The sequence below is a fragment of the Cognatiyoonia sp. genome, from assembly GCF_965661665.1.
Taxonomy (GTDB): domain Bacteria; phylum Pseudomonadota; class Alphaproteobacteria; order Rhodobacterales; family Rhodobacteraceae; genus Cognatiyoonia.
In genome coordinates, this window is the sequence record NZ_CBFIEO010000001.1 from 167,192 (window position 1) to 189,592 (window position 22,401).

Annotated in this window: 22 protein-coding genes and 1 tRNA gene; 13 read left to right on the forward strand and 10 right to left on the reverse strand. The window is 56.6% G+C overall.

The genetic code is table 11. From position 1 onward, the window contains the following. The first annotated feature begins 40 nt into the window (after positions 1–40). The 9 genes from ACTF5F_RS00840 (at position 41) to ACTF5F_RS00880 (ending at position 8,992) form a co-directional block, all read left to right on the forward strand. Complete coding sequence (locus ACTF5F_RS00840) at positions 41–1,585, forward strand: phytoene desaturase (RefSeq protein ID WP_438954988.1); 1,545 nt, start codon at positions 41–43, stop codon at positions 1,583–1,585. Continuing rightward, positions 1,582–2,598 carry a 15-cis-phytoene synthase gene (gene crtB / locus ACTF5F_RS00845; RefSeq protein ID WP_438954989.1) on the forward strand — a complete coding sequence of 339 codons (1,017 nt, stop codon included), beginning with the start codon at positions 1,582–1,584 and terminating at the stop codon, positions 2,596–2,598. Before ACTF5F_RS00840 ends, crtB begins: the two co-directional genes overlap by 4 nt. Before the next feature lie 36 nt (positions 2,599–2,634). Next, positions 2,635–3,114: a tryptophan-rich sensory protein TspO gene (gene tspO, locus ACTF5F_RS00850; RefSeq protein WP_438954990.1), complete on the forward strand. Its 480-nt coding sequence runs from the start codon at positions 2,635–2,637 to the stop codon at positions 3,112–3,114. Between the two features lie 37 nt (positions 3,115–3,151). After that, a complete protein-coding gene (gene ade / locus ACTF5F_RS00855; protein WP_438954991.1) occupies positions 3,152–4,951 on the forward strand; it encodes an adenine deaminase in 1,800 nt (599 codons plus the stop codon). Then, positions 4,948–6,429: an AMP nucleosidase gene (locus tag ACTF5F_RS00860; protein WP_438954992.1), complete on the forward strand. Its 1,482-nt coding sequence runs from the start codon at positions 4,948–4,950 to the stop codon at positions 6,427–6,429. Before ade ends, ACTF5F_RS00860 begins: the two co-directional genes overlap by 4 nt. 129 nt (positions 6,430–6,558) lie before the next feature. Beyond that, positions 6,559–6,846: an HU family DNA-binding protein gene (locus ACTF5F_RS00865; protein WP_438954993.1), complete on the forward strand. Its 288-nt coding sequence runs from the start codon at positions 6,559–6,561 to the stop codon at positions 6,844–6,846. Between the two features lie 79 nt (positions 6,847–6,925). After that, the gene (locus ACTF5F_RS00870) at positions 6,926–7,798 is read left to right on the forward strand and encodes a DMT family transporter (RefSeq protein ID WP_438954994.1); all 873 of its coding nucleotides are present in this window, start codon (positions 6,926–6,928) and stop codon (positions 7,796–7,798) included. A 58-nt stretch (positions 7,799–7,856) separates the two neighbouring features. Next, complete coding sequence (locus ACTF5F_RS00875; protein ID WP_438954995.1) at positions 7,857–8,570, forward strand: cytochrome c biogenesis CcdA family protein; 714 nt, start codon at positions 7,857–7,859, stop codon at positions 8,568–8,570. A 14-nt stretch (positions 8,571–8,584) separates the two neighbouring features. Beyond that, positions 8,585–8,992, forward strand: coding sequence for a thioredoxin family protein (locus tag ACTF5F_RS00880; protein ID WP_438954996.1), 408 nt, complete (start codon positions 8,585–8,587; stop codon positions 8,990–8,992). Here ACTF5F_RS00880 and aroC read toward each other — a convergent pair. The 4 genes from aroC to petA all read right to left on the reverse strand — a co-directional run bounded on the left by aroC (position 8,989) and on the right by petA (position 13,019). Next, complete coding sequence (gene aroC / locus ACTF5F_RS00885; protein ID WP_438954997.1) at positions 8,989–10,092, reverse strand: chorismate synthase; 1,104 nt, start codon at positions 10,090–10,092, stop codon at positions 8,989–8,991. The two genes, ACTF5F_RS00880 and aroC, sit on opposite strands and share 4 nt — an antisense overlap. Before the next feature lie 114 nt (positions 10,093–10,206). After that, positions 10,207–11,061, reverse strand: a complete 855-nt coding sequence (locus ACTF5F_RS00890) for a cytochrome c1 (RefSeq protein WP_438954998.1) — start codon at positions 11,059–11,061, stop codon at positions 10,207–10,209. A 17-nt stretch (positions 11,062–11,078) separates the two neighbouring features. Further along, positions 11,079–12,422, reverse strand: coding sequence for a cytochrome b (locus tag ACTF5F_RS00895; protein ID WP_438954999.1), 1,344 nt, complete (start codon positions 12,420–12,422; stop codon positions 11,079–11,081). A gap of 12 nt (positions 12,423–12,434) precedes the next feature. Continuing rightward, positions 12,435–13,019 carry a ubiquinol-cytochrome c reductase iron-sulfur subunit gene (petA, locus tag ACTF5F_RS00900; protein WP_438955000.1) on the reverse strand — a complete coding sequence of 195 codons (585 nt, stop codon included), beginning with the start codon at positions 13,017–13,019 and terminating at the stop codon, positions 12,435–12,437. 598 nt (positions 13,020–13,617) lie between these two features. On the opposite strand from petA, the gene ACTF5F_RS00905 reads away from it, so the two are divergent. Further along, positions 13,618–14,271 (forward strand): outer membrane protein, encoded by a 654-nt coding sequence (locus ACTF5F_RS00905; protein ID WP_438955001.1) that lies wholly within the window; start codon positions 13,618–13,620, stop codon positions 14,269–14,271. Between the two features lie 30 nt (positions 14,272–14,301). Further along, positions 14,302–14,934: an outer membrane protein gene (locus tag ACTF5F_RS00910; protein WP_438955067.1), complete on the forward strand. Its 633-nt coding sequence runs from the start codon at positions 14,302–14,304 to the stop codon at positions 14,932–14,934. Here ACTF5F_RS00910 and ACTF5F_RS00915 read toward each other — a convergent pair whose 3' ends face one another. The 4 genes from ACTF5F_RS00915 to dapF are packed head-to-tail and all read right to left on the reverse strand — an operon-like array spanning position 14,935 to position 18,247. After that, entirely contained in the window at positions 14,935–15,537 is a 603-nt protein-coding gene (locus ACTF5F_RS00915; protein ID WP_438955002.1) for a glutathione S-transferase family protein, read from the reverse strand. 9 nt (positions 15,538–15,546) lie between these two features. Then, entirely contained in the window at positions 15,547–16,173 is a 627-nt protein-coding gene (locus tag ACTF5F_RS00920; RefSeq protein WP_438955003.1) for a glutathione S-transferase, read from the reverse strand. A 2-nt stretch (positions 16,174–16,175) separates the two neighbouring features. Continuing rightward, entirely contained in the window at positions 16,176–17,432 is a 1,257-nt protein-coding gene (mtaB, locus tag ACTF5F_RS00925) for a tRNA (N(6)-L-threonylcarbamoyladenosine(37)-C(2))-methylthiotransferase MtaB (RefSeq protein ID WP_438955004.1), read from the reverse strand. After that, entirely contained in the window at positions 17,429–18,247 is an 819-nt protein-coding gene (gene dapF / locus ACTF5F_RS00930) for a diaminopimelate epimerase (protein ID WP_438955005.1), read from the reverse strand. Before dapF ends, mtaB begins: the two co-directional genes overlap by 4 nt. Positions 18,248–18,344: 97 nt before the next feature. On the opposite strand from dapF, the gene ACTF5F_RS00935 reads away from it, so the two are divergent. Then, a tRNA-Lys gene (locus ACTF5F_RS00935) sits at positions 18,345–18,420 on the forward strand. A gap of 260 nt (positions 18,421–18,680) precedes the next feature. Here ACTF5F_RS00935 and ACTF5F_RS00940 read toward each other — a convergent pair. Beyond that, the gene (locus ACTF5F_RS00940; RefSeq protein ID WP_438955006.1) at positions 18,681–20,132 is read right to left on the reverse strand and encodes a sensor histidine kinase; all 1,452 of its coding nucleotides are present in this window, start codon (positions 20,130–20,132) and stop codon (positions 18,681–18,683) included. After that, positions 20,129–20,869: a response regulator transcription factor gene (locus tag ACTF5F_RS00945; protein ID WP_438955007.1), complete on the reverse strand. Its 741-nt coding sequence runs from the start codon at positions 20,867–20,869 to the stop codon at positions 20,129–20,131. The genes ACTF5F_RS00940 and ACTF5F_RS00945 overlap by 4 nt, the downstream gene beginning before the upstream one ends. Positions 20,870–21,094: 225 nt before the next feature. Here ACTF5F_RS00945 and ACTF5F_RS00950 point away from each other — a divergent pair, with 225 nt between their 5' ends. Further along, entirely contained in the window at positions 21,095–22,339 is a 1,245-nt protein-coding gene (locus ACTF5F_RS00950) for an ABC transporter substrate-binding protein (protein ID WP_438955008.1), read from the forward strand. Positions 22,340–22,401 lie beyond the last annotated feature (62 nt).

Sequence of the window (22,401 nt, forward strand, 5' to 3'; positions counted from 1 at the left end):
ATTGGTTGTAAAGTAAGGTTTACATAACTAGCCTGACTGCATGGAATCTGAATTTGATCAGCAAAGTGCGGCGGGCCGCGCGGTTGTGATTGGTGCCGGGCTGGGTGGCTTGTCGGCAGCGATGCGGCTTTGCGCGAAGGGGTATGCTGTCACCGTGGTCGATCGTTTGGACACAGTGGGCGGGCGCGGATCGTCCGTTCAGCAGGGTGGGCATCGGTTTGATCTAGGCCCAACGATTGTGACGGTTCCACAGGTGTTTGAGAAATTATGGGCCGATTGCGGGCGAGATTTTCGCAAAGATGTGACGCTTGAGCCGCTTGATCCGTTCTACGAAATTCGGTGGCCGGACGGCAGCATTTTCACCATGCGCAGTGGTGAGGAAGCGATGCGCGACGAAGTGCGGCGCATGTCGCCGCGCGATCTGAAAGGGTTCGATCGCTTCTTGAAAGACGCGCATCGGCGGTATGTGATTGGTTTCGAAGGCATGGTCGCCAAGCCGATGCATCGGCTATGGGACACGCTGAAAGTCCTTCCGACGTTTGCGATGTTGCGGGCCGATCGGTCGATCCTTGGGCTGGCGAAGGCACGGGTGAAAGACTCGCGGTTGCAGATGGCGCTGTCGTTCCATCCGCTGTTTATCGGTGGCGATCCGATGCATGTGACGTCGATGTACGCGCTTGTCAGCCATTTGGAAGCGAACTTCGGCGTGCATTACGCACAAGGTGGCGTGCAGGCGATTGCGGATGCGATGGCCAAGGTCGTCCGCTCGCAAGGGGGGCAGATCCTGTTGCGCGAAGAGGTCAGCAAGATTGCGTTTAGCGCGGGCAAAGCGGAAGCGGTTGAGTTGAAATCTGGTAAGCAGTTGGCCGCCCCGTTGATTGTGAGCAATGCCGACGCGGGCCATACTTATGAGACGCTTATGGCGGATCATCAAAAGCGCCGCTGGACACCCAAGAAGTTGAACCGCAAGCGGTGGTCTATGGGGTTGTTCGTGTGGTATTTTGGAACCAAGGGCACCGCTGACATGTGGCAGGACGTGGGACACCACACGATCCTGTCAGGACCACGGTATGAAGGGTTGCTGCGCGACATTTTCATTAAGGGCAAGCTGGCGGATGATATGTCGCTCTACTTGCACCGTCCGTCCGTGACGGACCCGTCTGCCGCGCCTGCGGGGGATGACACGTTCTATGCTTTGTCACCTGTCCCGCATCTTGGGTTCAAGAACCCTGTGGATTGGTCCGCTATGAAGGCGGAGTATCAGGACAAGGTCGCGGCGGTTTTGGATCAGACCTTGCCAGGTTTCCGTGATCGGATCACGACAGAGTTGGTTTATACCCCCGAAGATTTCAGGGATCGGTATCTGTCGCCGCATGGGTGCGGGTTCTCGCTTGAGCCGCGCATTTTGCAATCGGCTTGGTTCCGCCCGCACAACGTGAGCGAAGAGGCTGATGGGCTGTTCCTTGTTGGCGCTGGAACGCACCCTGGGGCTGGTTTGCCAGGGGTCGTCTCCTCTGCTGAGGTGCTGGGCAAACTTGTGCCGGATGCGCCGATGCGGGCTGATGTGAAGATGGCAGCAGAATGATACGGCCCGATGATCTGGAGCATTGCCGGAACGCGATCCGAACCGGGTCCCTTTCCTTTCATGCGGCGAGCAAGCTGTTGCCCGCCTCCGTCCGTGATCCATCGCTCGCGCTCTACGCGTTCTGCCGCTTGGCGGATGATGAGGTCGATGAGGGTGAGGAAAAAGCCAGCGCGGTTTTGCGACTGCGCGACCGGCTTGATCTGGCCTATGCTGGTCGTCCGCTGAACGCGCCGGAGGATCGTGCGTTTGCCGCGATTATCGAAGACTATGACATGCCCCGTGCTTTGCCAGAGGCATTGCTGGAAGGGCTGGCGTGGGATGCGGTTGGCAAGCACTACGAAACCTTGTCCGATGTGACGGCCTATTCCGCGCGGGTAGCGAGTGCTGTTGGCGTGATGATGTGCGTGTTGATGCGCGTGCGCGACCGCGATGCGCTGGCACGGGCCTGTGATTTGGGCGTCGCAATGCAACTGACCAACATAGCGCGCGATGTGGGGGAGGATGCGCGCGCTGGGCGGCTCTACCTTCCGCTCGATTGGTTTCAGCAGGCGGGCGTGATGCCTGAAGCGTTCCTCTCTGATCCGGCCCCTTCAGAGCCCATCCGTCAGATGACCAAACGCCTGTTGGCGCAGGCGCGGCTGCTCTATGAGCGGTCAGAGGCGGGGATCAACGCTTTGCCGCTGAATGCGCGGACGGGAATTTGGGCGGCGCGGTTGGTCTATGATGGGATAGGCAAAGACGTGCGTCGGAACCGCTATGACAACGTCACATGGCGCGCCCACACCAGCCGCCGTCAAAAGCTGGGTTGGTTGACGCAAGCCGCGGGTCAGACGGCGATGTCCCTTGTCATGCCGAAGTCGGCGATGCTTTATGCGCAACCGCTGCCAGAGGTGGCGTTTTTGGTCGACGCAGCGGGGCGGGATGCCAAGCAGCAGGGCCGCACGCAAGCCGTGCTGGACATCTTGTCAGAGCTGAGAGCACGCGAGGTGTCATTGGAATTTGAGCGCCGCTGACCTAGATTAAAGCCTCGAGAACATCGGAGCTGAGACATGGATATTTGGCTGTTTTTTCTGTTTTTTCTGGCGACTTTTGGCGCTGGGGCCACGGGTGCGTTGTTCCCGACGGGCGAGTGGTACAAAAGCTTGAATAAACCCACTTGGGTGCCGCCTGATTGGGTGTTTCCGATTGCTTGGACCTCGATCTATTTGCTGATTGCCTTTGCCGGTGCGCGGGTCGCGGGGCAAGATGGCAGCGGTTATGCGATGGCGTTCTGGGGTCTTCAGATCGCTTTTAATACGCTTTGGACGCCGGTGTTTTTCGGCCTCCGCGGGTTGCGAGAATCTTTGCCGGTGATGGCAATGCTTTGGCTGTCAGTCTTGGGCGCTTTGGTGACCCACTGGCAGGTTGATCTTTATGCGGGTCTCGCTTTTGTCCCCTACATGATTTGGGTCACAATTGCGTCGGCTTTGAACCTGTCGATGATACGGCTTAACCCCGATCAGGAGAAGTTGGAGCTTCACAAGATCTGACCTTGCGCCTTCACTGAAACTCGTGCCAGTTTTGGGGATGGAACATCACGTGAAATCTTGGGCGGAGGTTGCGCCGCATTTGGTTGCGGTGACGGCGGGCCGTGCGCCTGCAGACCTTGTCATTACCGGTGGCCGTTTGGTCAGCGTGCAAACGCGTGAGGTGTTGGATGGTTGGCAGGTGGCCATTGCGGAGGGGCGGTTCGCCTATGTCGGGCCGGACGCCAGTCATTGCGTCGGGCCAGAGACAGAGGTGCTAGACGCCAATGGCTGCTATCTGATCCCTGGTCTCTGTGATGGGCATATGCACATCGAAAGCGGAATGTTGACGCCAGCGGAATTTGCGGCGGCGGTCATTCCGCATGGCACCACGACAATGTTCACCGACCCGCATGAGATAGCAAATGTGCTGGGCCTTGATGGGGTGCGCATGATGCATGATGAGGCGCTGATGCAGCCCATCAACATCTACACCCAGATGCCGTCCTGTGCGCCCTCTGCCCCGGGGTTGGAGACGACAGGATTTGAGATCAGCGCCGCTGATGTGAAAGAGGCGATGGGATGGCCGGGGATCATCGGGTTGGGGGAGATGATGAACTTCCCCGGTGTGATCAACGGTGATCCGCAAATGCTGGCAGAAATGGCGGCGACGATGAATGCGGACAAGACCGTGGGTGGGCACTATGCCTCCCCCGACAAGGGTGTGGCGTTTAGTGCTTACGTCGCGGGCGGTGCGGCGGACGATCACGAAGGTACGGCAGAGGCGGATGCGCTGGCGCGAGTGCGCAACGGGATGCGGTCGATGATGCGGCTGGGATCGGCGTGGTATGACGTTGAAAGCCAGATCACCGCGGTGACGGAAAAGGGTCTGGACCCACGCAACTTCATCCTTTGCACCGATGATTGCCATTCGGGGACGCTGGTGAACGACGGTCATATGAACCGTGTTGTGCGTCATGCGATAGATTGTGGCTGTGATCCATTGGTGGCGCTGCAGATGGCGACGATCAATACGGCGACGCATTTTGGGTTGGAGCGTGAATTGGGCAGCATTGCCCCTGGACGGCGTGCCGATATGATCCTGACCTCGGATTTGACCGCCTTGCCGATTGGACAGGTGATCGCGCGGGGTCGGACCGTTGCGATCGATGGGGCGTTGCGCGCCGACTGTCCGCATTATGACTGGCCCAAGACTGCACGTGGAACGATACATTTGGGCAAAGAACTGGCGACAACAGATTTCGAAGTGGCGGCGCCCGAGGGAGCCAAAAGTGCGACTGTCAAAGTCATTGGCGTGGTGGAGAACCAAGCACCGACCAAGGCGCTGACGGCGGACTTGCCTGTGGTGGATGAGGTAATCCAAGGCCAGGGCGATGTTTGCCAGATCGCCCTTGTGGAACGTCACCGTGCGACGGGTGATGTGGTGAACGGGTTTGTCAGCGGGTTTGGGTATCAGGGGCGGATGGCGATGGCCTCCACCGTGGCGCATGATAGCCACCATATGATTGTGGTTGGGACCGATCGCGACATGATGGCCACTGCTGCGAACCGGTTGGGAGAGGTCGGCGGCGGTGTTACGGTTTGGAAAGACGGGGCGGAGCTTGCGCTGGTTGAATTGCCGATTGGCGGGCTTATGTCGGACCAACCCGCAGCTGAGGTTGCCGCCAAAGCCGATCAGATGGTCAAGGCGATGGAAGCCTGTGGCTGCACCCTCAACAACGCTTACATGCAGCATTCGCTGTTGGCCCTTGTCGTTATTCCAGAGCTTCGGATTTCGGACCTTGGGCTGGTGGATGTGACGAAATTCGAACTGACCGAATTGATCGAGACACAAGAATGAATACCCCAACGAGCAGAAACATCATCACACCAAAGGTGCTGGAAGCGGAAAGCTTTACCGACGCAGAGGCGGCGATTGAACGGTTAAAGGAGATTTATCAAATCTCCTCCAAATTTTTGTGTGATCGGTTTGAGGAGGCGCTGAAGACAGGCGTTGCCGATACAGCATATCGGGCGTTCTATCCTGAGATTAGGTTTACCTCAACCAGCTACACGAAAAGCGACTCGCGCCTATCCTTTGGCCATGTCGCGGAACCGGGCGTCTATAGCACGACAGTGACCCGGCCGGATCTGTTTGCGCATTATCTGAAACAGCAAATTACGCTGATCATGAAGAACCACGATCAGCCGGTGGTGATTGGTCCGTCGGATACGCCGATGCCGGTGCATTTTGCCGTGGCCAATGATGACACAGTGTCGGTACCGCAAGATGGCGCGATGGAGTTTTCGCTGCGCGATTATTTCGACGTGCCTGACCTTGCGACAACCCACGACAATATTGTGAACGGGGCGGAGTATCATTTCCCGAATGGATCGGCCCCTTTGGCGCTGTTTACAGCGCAGCGGATTGACTATTCACTGGCAAGGCTATCGCATTACACTGCCACCTCTGCCGAGCATTTTCAGAACCACATCCTGTTCACGAACTATCAGTTTTATGTGGAGGAGTTTGAAGGCTTCGCACGGAAGATGTTGGCGGACAAAGACAGCGGCTACACCAGCTTTGTCAGCACCGGCAATGTGGAGATTACAGACCCCAAAACCCCGATCGAGCAGCCAGCAAAGATGCCGCAAATGCCGACCTATCATTTGAAGCGTGACGGCGGCGCAGGCATCACCTTGGTCAACATTGGTGTGGGCCCGTCGAACGCGAAAACAGCCACAGATCACATCGCCGTTTTGCGCCCCCATGCATGGCTGATGGTGGGGCATTGCGCGGGGCTTCGAAACTCCCAACGGTTAGGCGATTTCGTTCTGGCGCACGCCTATTTGCGAGAGGATCACGTTCTCGATGACGACCTGCCCGTATGGGTGCCAATTCCGGCCCTGGCGGAGATTCAGATCGCGCTGGAAACAGCAGTGGCGGATGAGACCGAACTGAAGGGTTATGAACTCAAGCGCATCATGCGGACAGGGACCGTTGCCACCATCGACAACCGCAATTGGGAACTGCGCGATCATTCGGGGCCAGTGCAACGCCTGTCGCAATCGCGTGCGATTGCGCTTGATATGGAAAGCGCGACAATTGCTGCCAATGGGTTCCGCTTTCGGGTGCCCTATGGCACGCTTCTCTGTGTCAGTGACAAGCCGCTGCATGGCGAATTGAAGCTGCCAGGGATGGCCTCAAACTTCTACAAAACACAGGTTTCGCGGCATTTGATGATCGGAATTCGGGCGATGGAACAGCTTCGGGAAATGCCTTTGGAGCGGATTCACAGCCGGAAATTGCGCAGTTTTGAGGAAACAGCCTTCCTCTAACCCCATAAAATGGCACAAAATACGCCGAAATCCCTTATTTTCTTACACTAATGATTGTGGTGGACCACTATATGCCGTTAAATATGCGTATGAGGCCCAATAGGTCGGGCATAGAAGGGAGACCAGAAAATGGCGAAACCAATGACTAAGGCGCAACTCGTAACAGCGCTTGCTGAAGAATCTGGCATGGACAAAAAAGGCGCATCCAACGCGCTTGAATCCATCGTGAACATCATCACACGCGAAGTATCCGGTGGTGGTGCTGTAATGCTTCCAGGTGTTGGCAAGATTTACTGCCGCGAGCGTCCAGAGCGTATGGTCCGCAACCCAGCCACAGGTGAGCAGATCAAGAAAGATGCAGACAAAGTGGTCAAGATGACCATTGCGAAAGCACTGAAGGACAGCGTGAACGACTAATCGTCGCGGAGCCTTGCGTTCAGTTTGAGTTTACTAAAAGGTCGCTTTCTAAGGCGGCCTTTTTTCGTTGGGGGAAGCGGTGGACATCAAAGCGGTTGTGATGGGTGTGGCCTTTGCTTTGATGTGGTCATCGGCCTTTACATCTGCCCGCGTAATCGTGGCTTATGCACCTCCGATGGCATCCCTGTCTTTGCGGTTTTTGGTGTCGGGATTGATCGGTGTTGCGCTGGCCTATGGGCTAGGCCAATCGGCGCGTTTGACGCTGATGCAATGGGTGTTGGTTGTCGTATTTGGTATCTGTCAGAACGCGCTCTACCTCGGCCTGAATTTCTTCGCCATGCAGACGGTTGAGGCGTCATTGGCCTCTATCATCGCGTCGTCGCTTCCATTGATTGTCGGGCTCTTGGGATGGGTCGTGTTTCGGGAAAAGGTGCGCCCGCTGGGGATCATCGGATTGGTGGCTGGATTTGCAGGGGTGGGCCTGATCATGGGCGCGCGGTTGCAGGGCGGTGTCGACGTCTTTGGCGTGGTCTTGTGCTGCATCGCGGCTGTGTCATTGGCGGTGGCGACGCTGGCGGTCAGGGGTGCGTCGTCGGGCGGGAATATCCTGATGATCGTGGGTCTTCAGATGCTGATGGGCAGCGCCATGTTGGTCGTGCCCGCACTGATGTTGGAGACGTTGAGTGTCACATGGTCATGGCAACTGATCGTGGCGTTTATCTATACCATTTTGGTCCCCGGGCTGATTGCGACGGTGACGTGGTTCTACCTCGTTGGGCGCGTGGGTGCGGTGAAAGCCTCAGCCTTCCATTTCCTCAATCCGTTCTTCGGCGTGGCCATCGCCGCTGCGCTCTTGGGAGAGCAATTGGGGATGAGTGATATCATCGGTGTGGTGATCATTATGGCAGGTATTTTGGCTGTGAACCTGTCGAAGCAACCCACGGTGAAGTGACCGTTTGTAACCTCATTTCGCGTGACGCGGGCAGGGATGCATCGCTAGGGTCGCGGCGATGGATTTAGTTCTTGGATATCTTGCAGGCGTTTTCACCTTGATTAATCCCTGCGTTTTGCCGGTGCTTCCAATTGTTTTGGCAACGGCATTGCAAGCGGGGCGTACGGGGCCGGTCGTTCTCGCTGTGGGGATGAGCCTGTCATTCGTGAACGTCGGAATGACCGTCTCGGTGTTTGGCCGTGCGCTTGGCATTGATGAGCTGGTCGTTGCGCAGGCGGGGGCGATGCTGATGGTCGCCTTCGGGCTGGTGCTGCTCGTGCCGCGCTTTGCGGAATGGTTTGCGACAGCGACGGCGGGCGTGGCTGCGCGGGCGGACGCGGGGCTCGATGAAATTGACCGCACTGGAATGCGAGGGCAGTTCCTTGGCGGGCTGTTGCTGGGTGCTGTTTGGGTGCCTTGTGTCGGGCCGACGCTGGGTGGGGCGATTGCGCTCGCCTCCTCAGGCGAAAGCCTGTTGTGGGCCGCGATGACGATGCTGACCTTCGCGCTTGGCATATCCACCGTTATCGTTTTGCTAGCCTATGGGGCTCAAAACGTCATCCAATCCCGCCGTTATTGGATGCGGCGTATTTCGACTAAGGCGCGGCCACTGATGGGGGTCATTTTTGTCCTTGTCGGGCTCGCCTTGCTTTTCGACCTTCACAAATATGCGGAGATTTGGCTGTTGGACCATATCCCTTACTGGATCCAAGACTTGTCTGTCCGCTTCTGAAAAAGGAGATCATCATGGATCGTCGTACATTTATCGCCACAGCCGCTGCAGTCGCAGCCTTGCCTGCCGCCGCCCATGCGATTGGGTTGGAATATACACTCGGTTTGGTGAAAGAGCGTTTGGCCGCGGGGGAGACGGTGTTCATCGACTTCGCGACGCATTGGTGCGCCACCTGCCGCGCACAAGAGCGGGTGCTGTCCGCCCTGCTGGAAGAAAACCCCGCCTATGAAGAAAACATCACCTTTGTTCGCGTCGATTGGGATGTCTACAGCGACAGCGATTTGGCCATTGAGCTAAACATCCCGCGTCGCTCAACGCTCGTGGTTTTGAAGGGCGAAGAAGAATTGGGCCGCCTCGTCGCGCGCACATCCCAAGGCGACATTCAGGGGCTGTTGGATACGGCGTTGAACGCCGGCGCTTAACCGATCTGTCCGCGTTCGCCGCCTGTTTGACCACGGTCAAGCAGAAGGTGGTCGAGGATAACGCAAGCCAACATTGCCTCGCCAACCGGCACGGCACGAATACCGACGCAGGGGTCGTGGCGGCCTTTGGTGATCACCTCGGTCGCGGTGCCATCCATGCGAATGGATTTGCGCGGGCTGAGGATGGAGGAGGTTGGCTTCACAGCAAACCGTACCACGATGTCCTGACCGGTGGAGATGCCGCCCAAGATGCCACCTGAGTGGTTTGAGGAATATTCCGGTCCATCTTTCCCCAAAAAGATCTCATCGGCATTATCGCGGCCTGTCAGCGCTGCTGCGGCCATGCCTTCGCCAATCTCGACGCCTTTCACAGCATTGATCGACATCATCGCGGCAGCAAGGTCGGTGTCGAGCTTGCCATAAACAGGCGCGCCGATTCCTGTGGGTACGCCACGCGCGACCACTTCGATGATGGCTCCGACGGAGTTGTGGTCGTCCTTGCGCAGCCACGCGAGGTAGTCATTCCATTCGGCGGCGGCGTCCGCATCAGGGCAGAAGAAATCGTTTTGGTCGATCTGTTCCCAATCCACCTTGGCGGGGTCGATCTGCTTGGTGCCCATTTGGGTCATGTAGCCTTTGATCTGGACACCTGGGGCGATTTTTTGGATGGCCTCACGCGCCACGCCCCCTGCGGCCACCCGTGCAGCAGTTTCGCGGGCGGAGGAGCGGCCACCACCGCGATAGTCACGGATGCCGTATTTCTGGTGGTAGGTGATGTCGGCGTGACCGGGGCGGAAGGTATTGGCGATGTCGCCGTAATCTTTGGACCGCTGATCCGTATTTTCGATCATCAGTTGGATCGGTGTGCCGGTTGTCTGGCCTTCGAACACGCCGGACAGGATTTTCACGTCATCCGGTTCATTCCGCTGTGTTGTGTTTTTGTTGAGACCGGGGCGGCGTTTGTCCATCCACTGTTGGATCATCGCTGCTTCGAGCGGGACACCGGGTGGGCACCCATCGACCGTCGCACCCAAAGCGGGCCCGTGGCTTTCACCCCATGTGGTGAAGCGAAAAAGATGGCCAAAACTGTTGATCGACATGGGTGCTCTCCTTTGCCGGATTGGTCTAACGGTGTGCGGCTGGCTTCTCAAGTCCCAACGAAAAAAGGCCCGCTTTGAAAAGCAGGCCTCTCTAAATTCTGTGGCTGACTAAGTTCAGTCTTTGCCTTTGTGTGGTGCCCAAAGTTTCTTGTTCGTCAGATAGAGCAAGACGGACAAGACAGTCAGGAAGATCACACCAGTGAGGCCAGCCTGCTTGCGCGCCATCATCTTTGGCTCTGCCGTCCACATCAGGAAGGCTGCAACGTCTTCTGCCATGTGGTGCAGATCGTTTGCATGACCGTCATCAAATTCGACCCAACCGTCGTCGAGTGGCTGGCTCATGGAGATCCAGCTGCCTGGGTACTTGTGAGAGCCGTCTTCGTATTTACACTCATCTGGGTAGCCGCCGTTTGGGAAGGCTGAGTTGTAAAAGCCGTCCATTGGGACTTCCATGTTGGCGGCGCATTCAGGCTCTTCCTCGTAGCTCACGAGGAGGGAGGCGATGTATTCAGCGCCGCCCATGCCTTTGACCAGCTGATTGATGCCTGTGCCGTACGGGCCGTGGAAGCCCGCACGCGCCTTCGCCATCAGGCTCAGGTCAGGTGCGTTTGACAACGCGGATGCTGGGAACTTGTCAGCAGGCGTTGCTGTGCGGAAGTCACCTTCACCGTCGAAGAGTTTTTCATCGAACACTTCGTAGAATTCAGCATAGGCGCGCATCTGATCTTCTGGCAGGCTTGGTCCGCCTTCATCCGCGAGTGTGCGGAAGGCCACAAGCTCAAGACCGTGACAGGCAGAGCAAATCTCTGTGTAGATTTTCAGACCACGCTGAAGCTGCATTTGGTCGAAGCTACCGAAGGGACCTTCGAACGAGAAGTCGAAGTCTTCGATATGTGCTTCGGCACCGGCGGCGTGCAGAGCTGGCGCGGAGAGCGCCAGTGCTGCTGCGAGTGTGAGTTTACGGAACATCAGTCTTTTGTCCTTTCTCACTCAGCCGGTGCAGCCACGGCGTCACCGCCGTTGGCTTTCGCCGGATAATGAGCGTTGAAGTCATCTTCGATCGTAGCTGGTGGTGTATCCGGCTTCTCGATCACGCCAAGGAGTGGCAAGATTACCAGGAAGTAGGCAAACCAGTAGGTCGAACCGATCAAGGCGATATATGGGTAGATCCCTTCCGCCGGCATCGCACCGACCCACATCAGGATGATGAAGTCGACGCAGAGCAGCGCGAACCACCATTTGAACATGGGACGGTAACGACCTGAGCGGACGGAAGATGTGTCAAGCCATGGGGCAAGCGCCATCACAACGATCGCACCGAACATCGCCAGAACACCGAAGAACTTCGCGTCGATTATGCCGAAGGACAACCACTCTACCGCGATGACGACCCAAACTTCGTTATCGAAGGCACGCAGTATCGCGTAGAACGGCAGGAAGTACCATTCAGGCACGATGTGCGTTGGTGTCGCCAGTGGGTTCGCTGGGATGTAGTTGTCTGGGTGGCCAAGGTAGTTTGGCATGAAGCCAACGATTGCCATGAAGACAACAAGGATGATCGCCAGTGCGAAGAGGTCTTTGATGACAAAGTATGGCCAAAAGGGCAGCGTGTCTTTCGCAGCTTCTTCCTTGCTGGTGCGGCGCACTTCGACACCTGTTGGGTTGTTGTTGCCTGTCGTGTGGAATGCCCAGATGTGGACGATCACGAGACCCGCAATCAGGAACGGCAGCAGATAATGCAGGCTGAAGAAGCGGTTCAGCGCAGGCTGACCGACAGAGGATGCACCGAGCAACCAGGTCTGCAAGCTGTCACCGATGAACGGGATCGCACCGAAGAGGCCGGTGATCACCGCTGTCCCGTGGAAGGACATCTGACCCCAAGGCAGAACGTAACCCATGAAGGCTGTGCCCATCATCAGCAGGTAGATCAGCATACCGATGATCCATGTGACTTCGCGCGGAGCCTTGTAGGAGCCATAGTAAAGACCACGGAAGATGTGCAGGTAGACTGCAAAGAAGAACAGCGATGCGCCGTTCATGTGGAAGTAGCGGATCATGTGACCGCCGTTCACGTTGCGCATGATGTGCTCTACAGAGGTGAACGCCATGTCGACATGAGGCGTGTAGTGCATCACGAGCACGATGCCGGTGATGATCTGAAGCGCCAGTGTGAATGTCAGAACGATGCCCCAGATCCACATCCAGTTCAGGTTTTTGGGTGTTGGGATCATCAGGGTGTCATAGAGAAGTCCGACGATTGGCAGGCGCTTGGCCATGCCCTTTTCGAAGTTGGACTTCGGTTCGTAATGGTCGTGGGGAATACCGCCCATGAGACTGTCTCCTTAACCGAGTTCGATTGTCGAGCCGTCAACGAAGGCGGCAGGTGGAATTTCGAGGTTGCGCGGCGCTGGACCTTTGCGGATCCGACCGGACAGGTCGTAGTGCGAGCCATGGCATGGGCAGAACCAACCGCCGAAATCGCCAGCACCGTCGCCCAAAGGCACACAGCCCAAGTGTGTGCAGACACCCATCTGAACGATCCACGCACCCGCGCCTTCGCCTTCAGGCGATGGGATCGTGCGGTTTGCGTCGGTGGCGAGCGCCTCAGCCGCGAGGTTTTCGTTGCGTGCGTCGCGGTCAGGCAGAGAGTCGACGATGGAGTCGTCGGCCATTGCCGCTTGAATTTCTTCACCAGTGCGGTGGCGGATGAAGACAGGCTTGCCTTGCCACAGAACTGTCAGCTGTGTGCCGGGTGCGACGTCGGCCACGTCAACACGGATTGAGGCCAATGCTTGCACGTCAGCGGATGGGTTCATTTGGTTGACCAAAGGCCAAACGGCTGCGCCTGTGACAACTGCGCCTGTTCCGGCGGTTGCATAATAAAGGAAATCGCGGCGCGTCCCTTGATGGTCGTCTGCATGTGACACGAGATACATCTCCGGCTAGTTTCGGGGCTCAGAGGCCCACACGTTTTAACGGTAATCGGCAAACCGAGTTCCATTTGGGGGCTATTTAGCGTTGGAATCTAGACTCGTCCAGCGGACAATCGGGCGCAGGGCCATTACGTTCATGTGAGGAATCTTGATGGGACAATCTGGCATCAATGGAAGCTGTCATTGTGGGGCGATCAAATTCACCTACAGGGGCCGGACAGAGCGGCTTGTCAGTTGTAATTGCAGCATTTGTCGCTGCTATCGCTCGCTTTGGGTGCATGCGGAGCGGTCGAATTTGGAATTTCACGAGAAAGGAGAGATGGTTGAATACCTTTGGGGCGATCGTGAGATTATTTTCGGCAACTGCGCCACTTGCGGCTGTACGACGCATTAGTCGTTAGGCAAGTGCCGAATCTCATGACCGCGTGGCAGAGAATATGGCGATGGTGGACCTGCAAGACATTGCACATATCAAGGTTAGGCATTTTGATGGGGCTGACACGTGGGAATTCATCGACTAACCTCGTAATTGTGAACGGTTTCCCGTCACAACCAGCATTGTTAAATCACACAAGACGTCTATATCAGTGGAATGACCAAAACTTGGACATCATCCCTTTGCGCGCTTGCGTTTTTGCTCCCTTCTTTGGTTTTGGCCGAGGTTGAGTTGAGCCTTTATGGTGGTGCGCAGAACGCGCCGCATTCAGACGTGTTCTTTTCGGGTGATTCCGTGATTCCTGATGGGAAGGTCTTCATTGGGTGGGAAGGAAAATCGTTCGAAGCGCCCCCCTACTACGGTATTCGCGCAACGGTTTGGAACACGCCGACCTTTGGCTACGGTGTCGATTTCACGCACAACAAAATTTACCCGCAAGAGGGTGAGCTGCCGCCAACGATTGAGCGGTTGGAATTCACCGATGGTCTGAACACGTTGACCGTGAACGCCTATAAACGGTGGGATGGCGCGCTTGGTGAGATCACGCCTTACGTCGGCGGCGGTGTCGGTGTGTCTGTCCCGCATGTTGAGGTGATCTCTGGTTCCTCAACGACGCTAGGTTATCAATTGACTGGCCCTGCTGCGACGTGGATCGCCGGTGCGAAATATCCAATCAATGACGAATGGTCTGTGTTCGGCGAATACAAAGGCACCTACACCATGAATACGGGTGAGCTTGATACTGGCGGCACGGTGGAGACGAATGTTATCACCAACGCCATCAATGTGGGTGTGAGTTTCAGTTTTTAGGGCAGCGTGCTAGCCTGCCTTTAGAAACATATCGTCCTTTTTCTATTACTGACTTTTCCCGTCGCCGCCCATTCTGAGATTGAGTCGAGCTTTTACACAGGCATTCAGGAAGCGCCGCCCTCTGACATCTCTGTTTGGGGCGACGGTGTGCTTCCAGACGGTGGCTTCAATATCGCATGGGAGGGGCTATCGTTTGAGTGGCCGCTCTATGCTGGGTTTCGGATCACTAATTGGCAATCTGAGACGTCTGGTTGGGGTCTGGATTACGCACACAACAAGACCTACCCGATCGAAGCAGAGCTTCCACCTGGCTATAGCGCGTTGAAATTCACTGACAGTTTAAACACATGGAAGATCAACGCCTATCGCCGCTGGCCGCAGCAGTTTGGCGACGTCACGCCGTATGTTGATGCGGGGGTTGGCCTGTCGGTACCTGGCGTGGAGGTGACTTACCTCGGGCGGCAAACGTTTGAGTATCAACTGACTGGCGTTGCCGAGACGTGGCTCGCAGGGGCGAGCTATCCGATCAACGACCAATGGTCGGTGTTCGGGGAATACAAAGGCACCTACACTAGCAATTCCGTCAGTCTGCGCGACGGCGGCACGTTGGAGACGGATATATTCACCAATGCGATCAATTTTGGTGTGAACTACCGCTATTAATTATCCAGGCGTCGTTGCAGTCATACTGTCGCGTGCGGCGAAACCTGCGTGCCAATTGGCCAGTGCTTCGCGTCCTTCGCGCCATCCGCGTGCATCATGCCGGAAGTCGAGGCAGGACAATGCGCATCCGACAGAAATTTGCCCCATGGTCAGCGGTCCTTCGAGGTGGCTGAGCCAGCGGTCGCCAAGAGCGTCGAGGGCGCGAGTGGCTTTGTTCCACTGTGCCTCAATCCAGTAAGGTGATTGCTGCGCTTCTGGGCGGAGGCGTGCCTCATAAGTCATCGAAACGGTCGCCTCCATAATGCCATTGCCTGTCGCCTCCAAGGTCAGCACCTCCCACAGGCGGGACGCGGGATAAAGGTTGGCGTTGGCGTAGTCATCGAGATAGCGACTGATCACGCTGCTGTCGTATAGCGTTGGGCCTTCATTGCGGACCGAAGTGGGGATTTTGCCCAACGGATTGGCGGCGAGGGCTTCGGCGGCGGATGCAAGGGGAGTTGTAACCACTGTCACCTCTTCCACCACATCGGTCAATTTCGCCTCCCGCGTTAGCACACGGATTTTCCGAACGAAGGGGGAGGTGGACGACATGATGAGCTGCATGAGGTGATCCTAGCTTGGGAAGACAACAGGCTCCTGATCTGGAACCCAAGGTGGGTATTTCGTCATAATGGCCGCAAATTCGGCGCTGTCTAAGAATCGGTCGAGCCATCTGATGAGGGCGGGCCAGTCTTGTGCGTCGAACCAAGCGCGGTCCGTGTTGGCGAATTGTCGGACGAAGGGCAGGATCGCCATGTCGGCAAGGTTCGGATTGTTGCCTAAGAGATATGCTTTTTCAGCCAGGAGCGTGTTGAGCTTTCGGAGGAAGATGGAAGCCTTCGCCCGCTTTTCCGTCTCATCGAGATCGGGATAGCGTACGGCGTATTTCGTGTGATCCAAGGCCGATTTGAACGGGCCATCGCACTCGGCAATGAGGTCATGGCCGCCCTCCGGCATCGCAAGCCAACCCAACGGATCGGACTTGTTGAGCGCCCAGAACATAATCTCCAAACTTTCGTCGAGGATCAGATCACCTTCTTTCAAGGCGGGCACTGTGGCAGAGGTGGAGGTGTCCAGAAACGCGGCTGGTTTGTCTTTCAAAAGGATTTCGCGCAACTCAACGGCAACGCCAGAGCATTGCACAGCCAGCCGCGCCCGCATGGCGTAGGGGCAGCGGCGAAAGCTCCAGAATATCGGCATACTCATGTGACCAACTGGGTGTCGGCGACCGATTTGATCTTAGCTTCTACGATGCTGCTTTCGATCTGGTCGGTGTCAAAGACAACCTCCGCAAACTGTTCCGTCCGGCCCATGCGCGGGTTTTCCATCAGGATGTGATGGGCGCGGCCAACCTGCGCGGTGAGGTGTTTAGTCACTTGCGCCTCGCCTGCGGCGCGGAGTTTTGCCGCGCGTGCCTTGATCGTGGGGCCTGCCACCTGTGGCATCTTAGCCGCTGGTGTGCCGGGGCGCGGAGAATAGGGGAAGACGTGGAGCCACGTGAGATCGCAATCGTCGACCAGCTTCAGGGAGTTTTCAAACATCGCGTCCGTCTCCGTCGGGAAACCCGCGATGATGTCAGCGCCGAAGGTCATGTCTGGGCGGACTTTGCGGGCCTCTTCGCAAAAGTGGATCGCGTCGTCGCGCAAATGCCGCCGCTTCATGCGTTTTAGGATCAGGTCGTCGCCATGCTGCAGTGACAGGTGCAGATGCGGCATCAAACGCGCCTCGGTCGCGATGGCATGCATTAGGTTCTCATCCACTTCGATGGAGTCGATGGAACTGATCCGAAGACGGGGCAGGTCTGGGACAAGGCGCAGGATGCGCATCACAAGATCGCCAAGTTTCGGCGCGCTGGGCAGATCAGCGCCCCAGCTTGTTAGGTCGACGCCAGTGAGCACGATTTCGTTAAAGCCCTTATCCACCAGCCGTTTGATTTGATTCACGACCACACCGGCTGGAACAGAGCGGGAGTTGCCGCGTCCGTAAGGGATGATGCAGAAAGTGCAGCGGTGATCGCAGCCGTTTTGTACTTGGACATAGGCGCGGCTGCGGGTACCAAAACCATCGATCAGATGGCCTGCGGTTTCGGTGACCGACATGATGTCGTCGACCTGCACGGGTTCGGTCAAACCGATGAGGTTGCCCGCAAACCCTTGCCAGACTTTTGGGTCCATCTTTTCGGTGTTGCCGATGACAACATCGACCTCTGCCATTTCGGCAAAGGCGGCGGGATTAGTTTGTGCTGCGCAACCGGTCACGATGATCTTGGCGTCGGGATTGGTGCGGCGTTGGCGGCGCACGTCTTGTTTGGCTTTGCGGACCGCTTCCGACGTGACCGCACACGTGTTGATGACAACGGCATTGTCGACGCCCGCTTGTTCGGCCAGCTCTTTCATCGCGGCGGTCTCATAGGCGTTGAGCCGACAGCCGTGGTTGGAAAAGATTGGGGCTTTGATCATGTGAGGTGCCAAACACCGTCAAAGACATGGGCGGTTGGGCCTGTCATCCAGACCCCATCGTCGCTCCATGATATGTCGAGCTTGCCGCCATCCAGATCAATCCGTACGTCGCGTCCTGTCAGACCCCGCCGCACAGCGGCAACGGCCGTGGCACAGCTTGACGAGCCGGAGGCGAGCGTGATGCCCACGCCACGTTCCCAGACCCGCATTCTGAGATGATCCGGTCCGACCACATGCGCGAATTGCACGTTGGTGCGTTCGGGGTAGAGGGGGTGATGCTCCATCTCTGCACCGCGCGCGGTCAGATCGACAGCCCCCGCATCCTCCACGAAGAAAGTGCAGTGCGGGTTGCCCATCCCTGTGGCGGTCGGTGCGCCTTCAATCGGCAGTTCGAGCGTGTCCATTTCTTGCGCTAACGGGACTTGCGACCATTCTAACTGGGGGTGCCCCATGTTGACGGCGGTCAGGCCATTGCCGACGTCCTTGGCAATGAGGCGGTCGAAGTCGGTGGTCAGTGACAGTTCTGTCCTGCCGGTCTCCGCAAAAAGGTGCCGTGCAATGCAGCGTGTGGCGTTCCCGCAAGCCGCGGATGTGGACCCATCGGCATTCCAGAACGTCAGATGCACGTCGGCCTTGTCGGTGTCCGACAGGACTGTCAATTGATCGAATCCCACGCCTCGATGCCGGTCGCCAATCGCGCGCGCCAAATCCGCATCCACACGCGGCGCGATTCCCCGCTCATCCACAACAACGAAGTCGTTTCCGAGGCCATGCATCTTCATGAAAGGCAAGATATTTTGCGGATTATGGGCCATCTTGGCGCATATAAGCAAACCAGAGATACTTATCCAGCATCTTTCCCATTTGTGGGGTTGACCAGATGCACCCTGCTTCGTAGAGAGCGCCCCTAGTGGGCCGTTAGCTCAGTTGGTAGAGCAACTGACTTTTAATCAGTGGGTCGTAGGTTCGAATCCTACACGGCTCACCACTAAAATCAAAGGTTTAGCCGAATATGGCTGAGCCTTTTGTTTTTTCAGGGAGACATTCAGCGAAACAAAGTGTCGAGGGACCTTGTGTCAGTGCGTTGAATAACGGGGAGTGCCAAAGCCTTACACTACAACTCCGACACTTCAGTGATGGCCCTTGCCCCTCGCGCGCAGACGCGCCGTTGCCCAGAGAGTTTTCGGCCATTTACCCTGAATATTGTGTGAGCCGTTTGGTTTAGGAACCAGTAGTACGAGCTGGGGGTTACTGCCTTTGTATGGTGATCTTAGCCAACAGACCTCCGTTGGCGGCCGGTTCGAATTTCAGTGATCCACCATGCATCTTTGCGATGGTCGATACGATCGTTAGTCCGAGACCATGACCGCCAATGAGCTTCGTATTACTTCCGCGCTTAAACGGGGCCATCAGGTCTTCGATGTCTTGAATGGTCATGCTTCCGCCTTCATCCTCGATGGTGATGACAGCGCTGTCGGCGTCTTTTTCCAGACCAATTTTGGCGCGGCGACCATACTTTAGTGCGTTGTCAATCAAGTTGGAGACAGCCCGATTAAGCGCAACTGGACGCGCGTTCACGACGACTTTGTCGTCTGGTGGAAGGGTCCTCGTGCCTCGGCGAGACATGAAAACCGATTGACCGCCCTCGATAGTGACCTTTTCTGCCGCATGAAACTCAACTGGGCTCCCCACGTCCTGATAGTCTGCCACAACGGACTCTATAAGTGAGGTGAGCGAGATCCGCCGTGGTTGCTCGGCGTCAAGTTCCGCTCGCGTGTATGTCAGAACGCTTTCGATGATGCCCGTCATTGCGTCAATATCGGATTCAAGTTTTGCCCGAAGCTCGCTATCTTGGATGAGTGCAGTTCGGAGTTTCAGGCGTGTTGCCGGCGTGCCCAAATCGTGGCTGACACCCGACAAAACTGCAACACGTTCGGCGAGCCTGTCCCGTTCGACCTCCAGATAGCCGTTTACTGCTGAAACGATGTCCCGAAGTTCAAATGGTCCATTTGCTTCGTAGGATTCAGGACCGCCAATCTTGTTACGCGCGCGCAGCATTTGCGCGAAACCTTGGAATTGGGCGGAACTGTTGAGGACTATCGTTGTGAGAATACCAACAGATACCAAAGCTAACGCTACCGCGAAGAGCCTTAGGTCTTTTGGTGCCACTGAACAGTTCCAAACCTGCTGCCCCTCAATTCTGACCCAAGGCCCTTCGCCTAACTGGGCGATCAGAACAGGATTGCTGCAATATGTTGCCAAAAGCGAGGTGAGTGCACCTAGGGTTTCTGCTGAAGTTTGACCAGATCGTGTTGAGACATTCGCCAGTGGATAGCGCAGATCAGACGAAAGAATGGCAACGGTCAGGGGGTTTGCGGTCCGCCCGCCTGTCGGGCTGGGCCGGATCGAGAAATTCGTGACCCGAGCCGATTGAGGCACATCCGAAATCGCCTCAAAACGTCCCGTCGCCGCAAGGGCCTGATCGGCGGGGGCAAGAGTTTGGATGTCGATCCCTTGGGGTGGTGTGCCGCTTGATTCCAGGCTTTCATAGAGAACAGCACCAGCAAATCTTGCATCGTTTAGATGGGCCGTCCAACGTGCATTCGATGTAAACCAAAGGCTTGCAGCAATGAGGCCAAGCCAAAATGCCGACATCACAAGAAACGTACCGCCAATGCGTAGGCTTGCAAGAGTGTTCATCCGTCATCCTCAGTGACGACATCTACGGCAAAGACATACCCGACTCCACGTTCTGTTCGGAGCATGTCGGGCGCCTTGGGGTCTTTTTCAATCTTGGCGCGGAGCCTGCCTACCAGGACGTCTATCGCGCGGCCCTCGGCGTCAGACGTTTTCTCCCCTTCGCCCGTCACATCTAGTGCAACTGCGATTTCCTGTCGTGTCAGTGGAATTCGTGCGTTGGCTAGAAGCGCTTGAAGTAGCATCGTTTCACGGCGAGAGAGCGACACTTGGAAACCTTCGGGTGATATGACTTCGTCGCGCTTTGAATCGTAGACCCAACCTGAAAAACTGAAGGTCGCCATCTTGCGTCGATGTGCTAGAGACGACGTGCGCCGTGCCCGCGCCAAAACGGCGCGAATGCGCGCCAAGAGCAGTTCGGTATTGAAGGGCTTTGCGATGTAGTCATCCGCCCCGACCGAATAACCGGCCATCCGATCACTATCTGCCGATAGCGCAGAGATCATAATGATCGGCACCGATTGTTCCAATCGCAAACGGGCGCAGATTTCTACACCACTTTCGTCCCCCAACATCACATCGAGAAGGATCAGGTCGATCCGGCCCGCTGCCAAATGTTTGCGGATCTCGGCCTCGTTACTGGCGGGTAGTGCAATACATCCATTCTGCCGAAGGAACTGGGTCAGCATCTGTCGCAGTTCAACGTCGTCGTCGACTACAAGCAATCTTGGAATTGTCACGCGAGCCTCCCCTCCGGACAGCGCTGCGCCTGTCCCTATGTAACACTGTGCAACAAAATCAAGACTCAGGTAACAGCCGGTAACAAAACGGCTGACTTTGTGGTCCTATGGGTTGAATAACTGGATTGCGCCAATTGCATGGCATCCAACCGTCAGTCCACAACCATGCCACGTAAAGGGGCCGGCTCACGGCCAGCCTCATTGTCCTTACGGGAGGAACCGAAAATGAAAAACTATGTCTTTTGCGCTGTATCTTCAGTTGCCCTCATGTCGGCCAGCGTTGTGGTGGCTGAGCCTCAAGCCGAAGTCCTGCACTGGTGGACATCCGGCGGTGAAGCAAAGTCGGTTGCTGTTTTGCAGCAAGAGTTTGCAGATAATGGTGGTACGTGGACCGATATGCCTGTTGCAGGCGGTGGTGGTGATGCCGCAATGAGCGCCTTGCGTGCTCGAGTTCTGGCTGGTAACGCGCCAACTGCAGTTCAGTTGAAAGGGCCTGCCATTCAGGAATGGTACGAAGAAGGCGTCTTGGCTGACATCTCATCAGTGGCTGAAGCCGAAGGCTGGGCCGATGTGTTGCCTGCGTCGATTGCAGGTCACATGAAGTGTGAAGGCACCTGGTGCGCAGCACCGGTCAACGTACACCGTGTCGACTGGATCTGGGCAAACGCCGATGTGTTGGAAGTAAATGGCATCGCAATGCCAACAACTTGGGACGAGTTCAACGCGGCTGCAGAAAAGCTGCAAGCGGCAGGAATTATCCCGCTAGCCCATGGTGGTCAGGCTTGGCAGGACGCCACCGTTTTTGAGGCTGTCGCTCTTGGCCTTCTTGGACCGGACGGTTTCCATAAGGCATTCGTTGAGCTTGATGAGGCAACTCTGACATCGCCTGAAATGATTGCGGTCTTTGACCAGATGCGCACGTTACGCGGCTATGTTGACCCGAACTTCCCAGGTCGTGACTGGAACCTGGCAACAGCGATGGTCATGAATGGTGAAGCTGCGTTCCAGATTATGGGTGACTGGGCCAAGGGTGAATTCCTCGCGGCTGGCAAGGCACCAGGTGAAGATTTCCTGTGTGCTTCTGTTCCAGGTGAGGGCTTTCTCTATAACGTCGATAGCTTTGCCATGTTTGACGTAGACGGTGAAGACAATCAGGCCGGTCAGGCGCTTCTGGCCAAGTTGATTGTCGGTCAGAGCTTCCAGAAGGTGTTCAACCTCAACAAGGGCTCAATCCCAGCACGGGTTGACGTCGCTCTAGATGAGTTCGACAGCTGCGCGCATCTGTCAGCCGAGGATATGGCTGCAAGTTCTGAAGGGGGTTCGCTCCTGCCAAGCTATGCGCACGGCATGGCCCTCCGCGGTGCGCAGTCGGGCGCGATCACTGATGTTGTGACTTCGCACTTCAACTCCGACATGTCGTCGGAAGAGGCAGTTCAGCAACTGGCTGCGGCTATCGCCAACAGCTTCTGATCCTTCGAAAACTGGCTGCCTGCATCTCTCCCAGAGGGGGTGCAGGCAGCGACTTAGGAGCA

Excerpts from the sequence above, each read along its gene's own strand:
- ACTF5F_RS00950 (WP_438955008.1), top strand. The coding sequence starts at position 21,095 with ATGAAAAACTATGTCTTTTGCGCTGTATCTTCAGTTGCCCTCATGTCG.
- crtB (WP_438954989.1), top strand. The coding sequence starts at position 1,582 with ATGATACGGCCCGATGATCTGGAGCATTGCCGGAACGCGATCCGAACC.
- ACTF5F_RS00880 (WP_438954996.1), top strand. The coding sequence starts at position 8,585 with ATGGATCGTCGTACATTTATCGCCACAGCCGCTGCAGTCGCAGCCTTG.
- mtaB (WP_438955004.1), bottom strand. The coding sequence starts at position 17,432 with ATGATCAAAGCCCCAATCTTTTCCAACCACGGCTGTCGGCTCAACGCC.
- tspO (WP_438954990.1), top strand. The coding sequence starts at position 2,635 with ATGGATATTTGGCTGTTTTTTCTGTTTTTTCTGGCGACTTTTGGCGCT.
- ACTF5F_RS00895 (WP_438954999.1), bottom strand. The coding sequence starts at position 12,422 with ATGGGCGGTATTCCCCACGACCATTACGAACCGAAGTCCAACTTCGAA.
- ACTF5F_RS00875 (WP_438954995.1), top strand. The coding sequence starts at position 7,857 with ATGGATTTAGTTCTTGGATATCTTGCAGGCGTTTTCACCTTGATTAAT.
- ACTF5F_RS00865 (WP_438954993.1), top strand. The coding sequence starts at position 6,559 with ATGGCGAAACCAATGACTAAGGCGCAACTCGTAACAGCGCTTGCTGAA.
- dapF (WP_438955005.1), bottom strand. The coding sequence starts at position 18,247 with ATGGCCCATAATCCGCAAAATATCTTGCCTTTCATGAAGATGCATGGC.
- ACTF5F_RS00860 (WP_438954992.1), top strand. The coding sequence starts at position 4,948 with ATGAATACCCCAACGAGCAGAAACATCATCACACCAAAGGTGCTGGAA.
- ACTF5F_RS00920 (WP_438955003.1), bottom strand. The coding sequence starts at position 16,173 with ATGCCGATATTCTGGAGCTTTCGCCGCTGCCCCTACGCCATGCGGGCG.
- ACTF5F_RS00915 (WP_438955002.1), bottom strand. The coding sequence starts at position 15,537 with ATGCAGCTCATCATGTCGTCCACCTCCCCCTTCGTTCGGAAAATCCGT.
- ade (WP_438954991.1), top strand. The coding sequence starts at position 3,152 with ATGGAACATCACGTGAAATCTTGGGCGGAGGTTGCGCCGCATTTGGTT.
- ACTF5F_RS00840 (WP_438954988.1), top strand. The coding sequence starts at position 41 with ATGGAATCTGAATTTGATCAGCAAAGTGCGGCGGGCCGCGCGGTTGTG.
- aroC (WP_438954997.1), bottom strand. The coding sequence starts at position 10,092 with ATGTCGATCAACAGTTTTGGCCATCTTTTTCGCTTCACCACATGGGGT.
- ACTF5F_RS00890 (WP_438954998.1), bottom strand. The coding sequence starts at position 11,061 with ATGTTCCGTAAACTCACACTCGCAGCAGCACTGGCGCTCTCCGCGCCA.
- ACTF5F_RS00905 (WP_438955001.1), top strand. The coding sequence starts at position 13,618 with ATGACCAAAACTTGGACATCATCCCTTTGCGCGCTTGCGTTTTTGCTC.
- ACTF5F_RS00940 (WP_438955006.1), bottom strand. The coding sequence starts at position 20,132 with ATGAACACTCTTGCAAGCCTACGCATTGGCGGTACGTTTCTTGTGATG.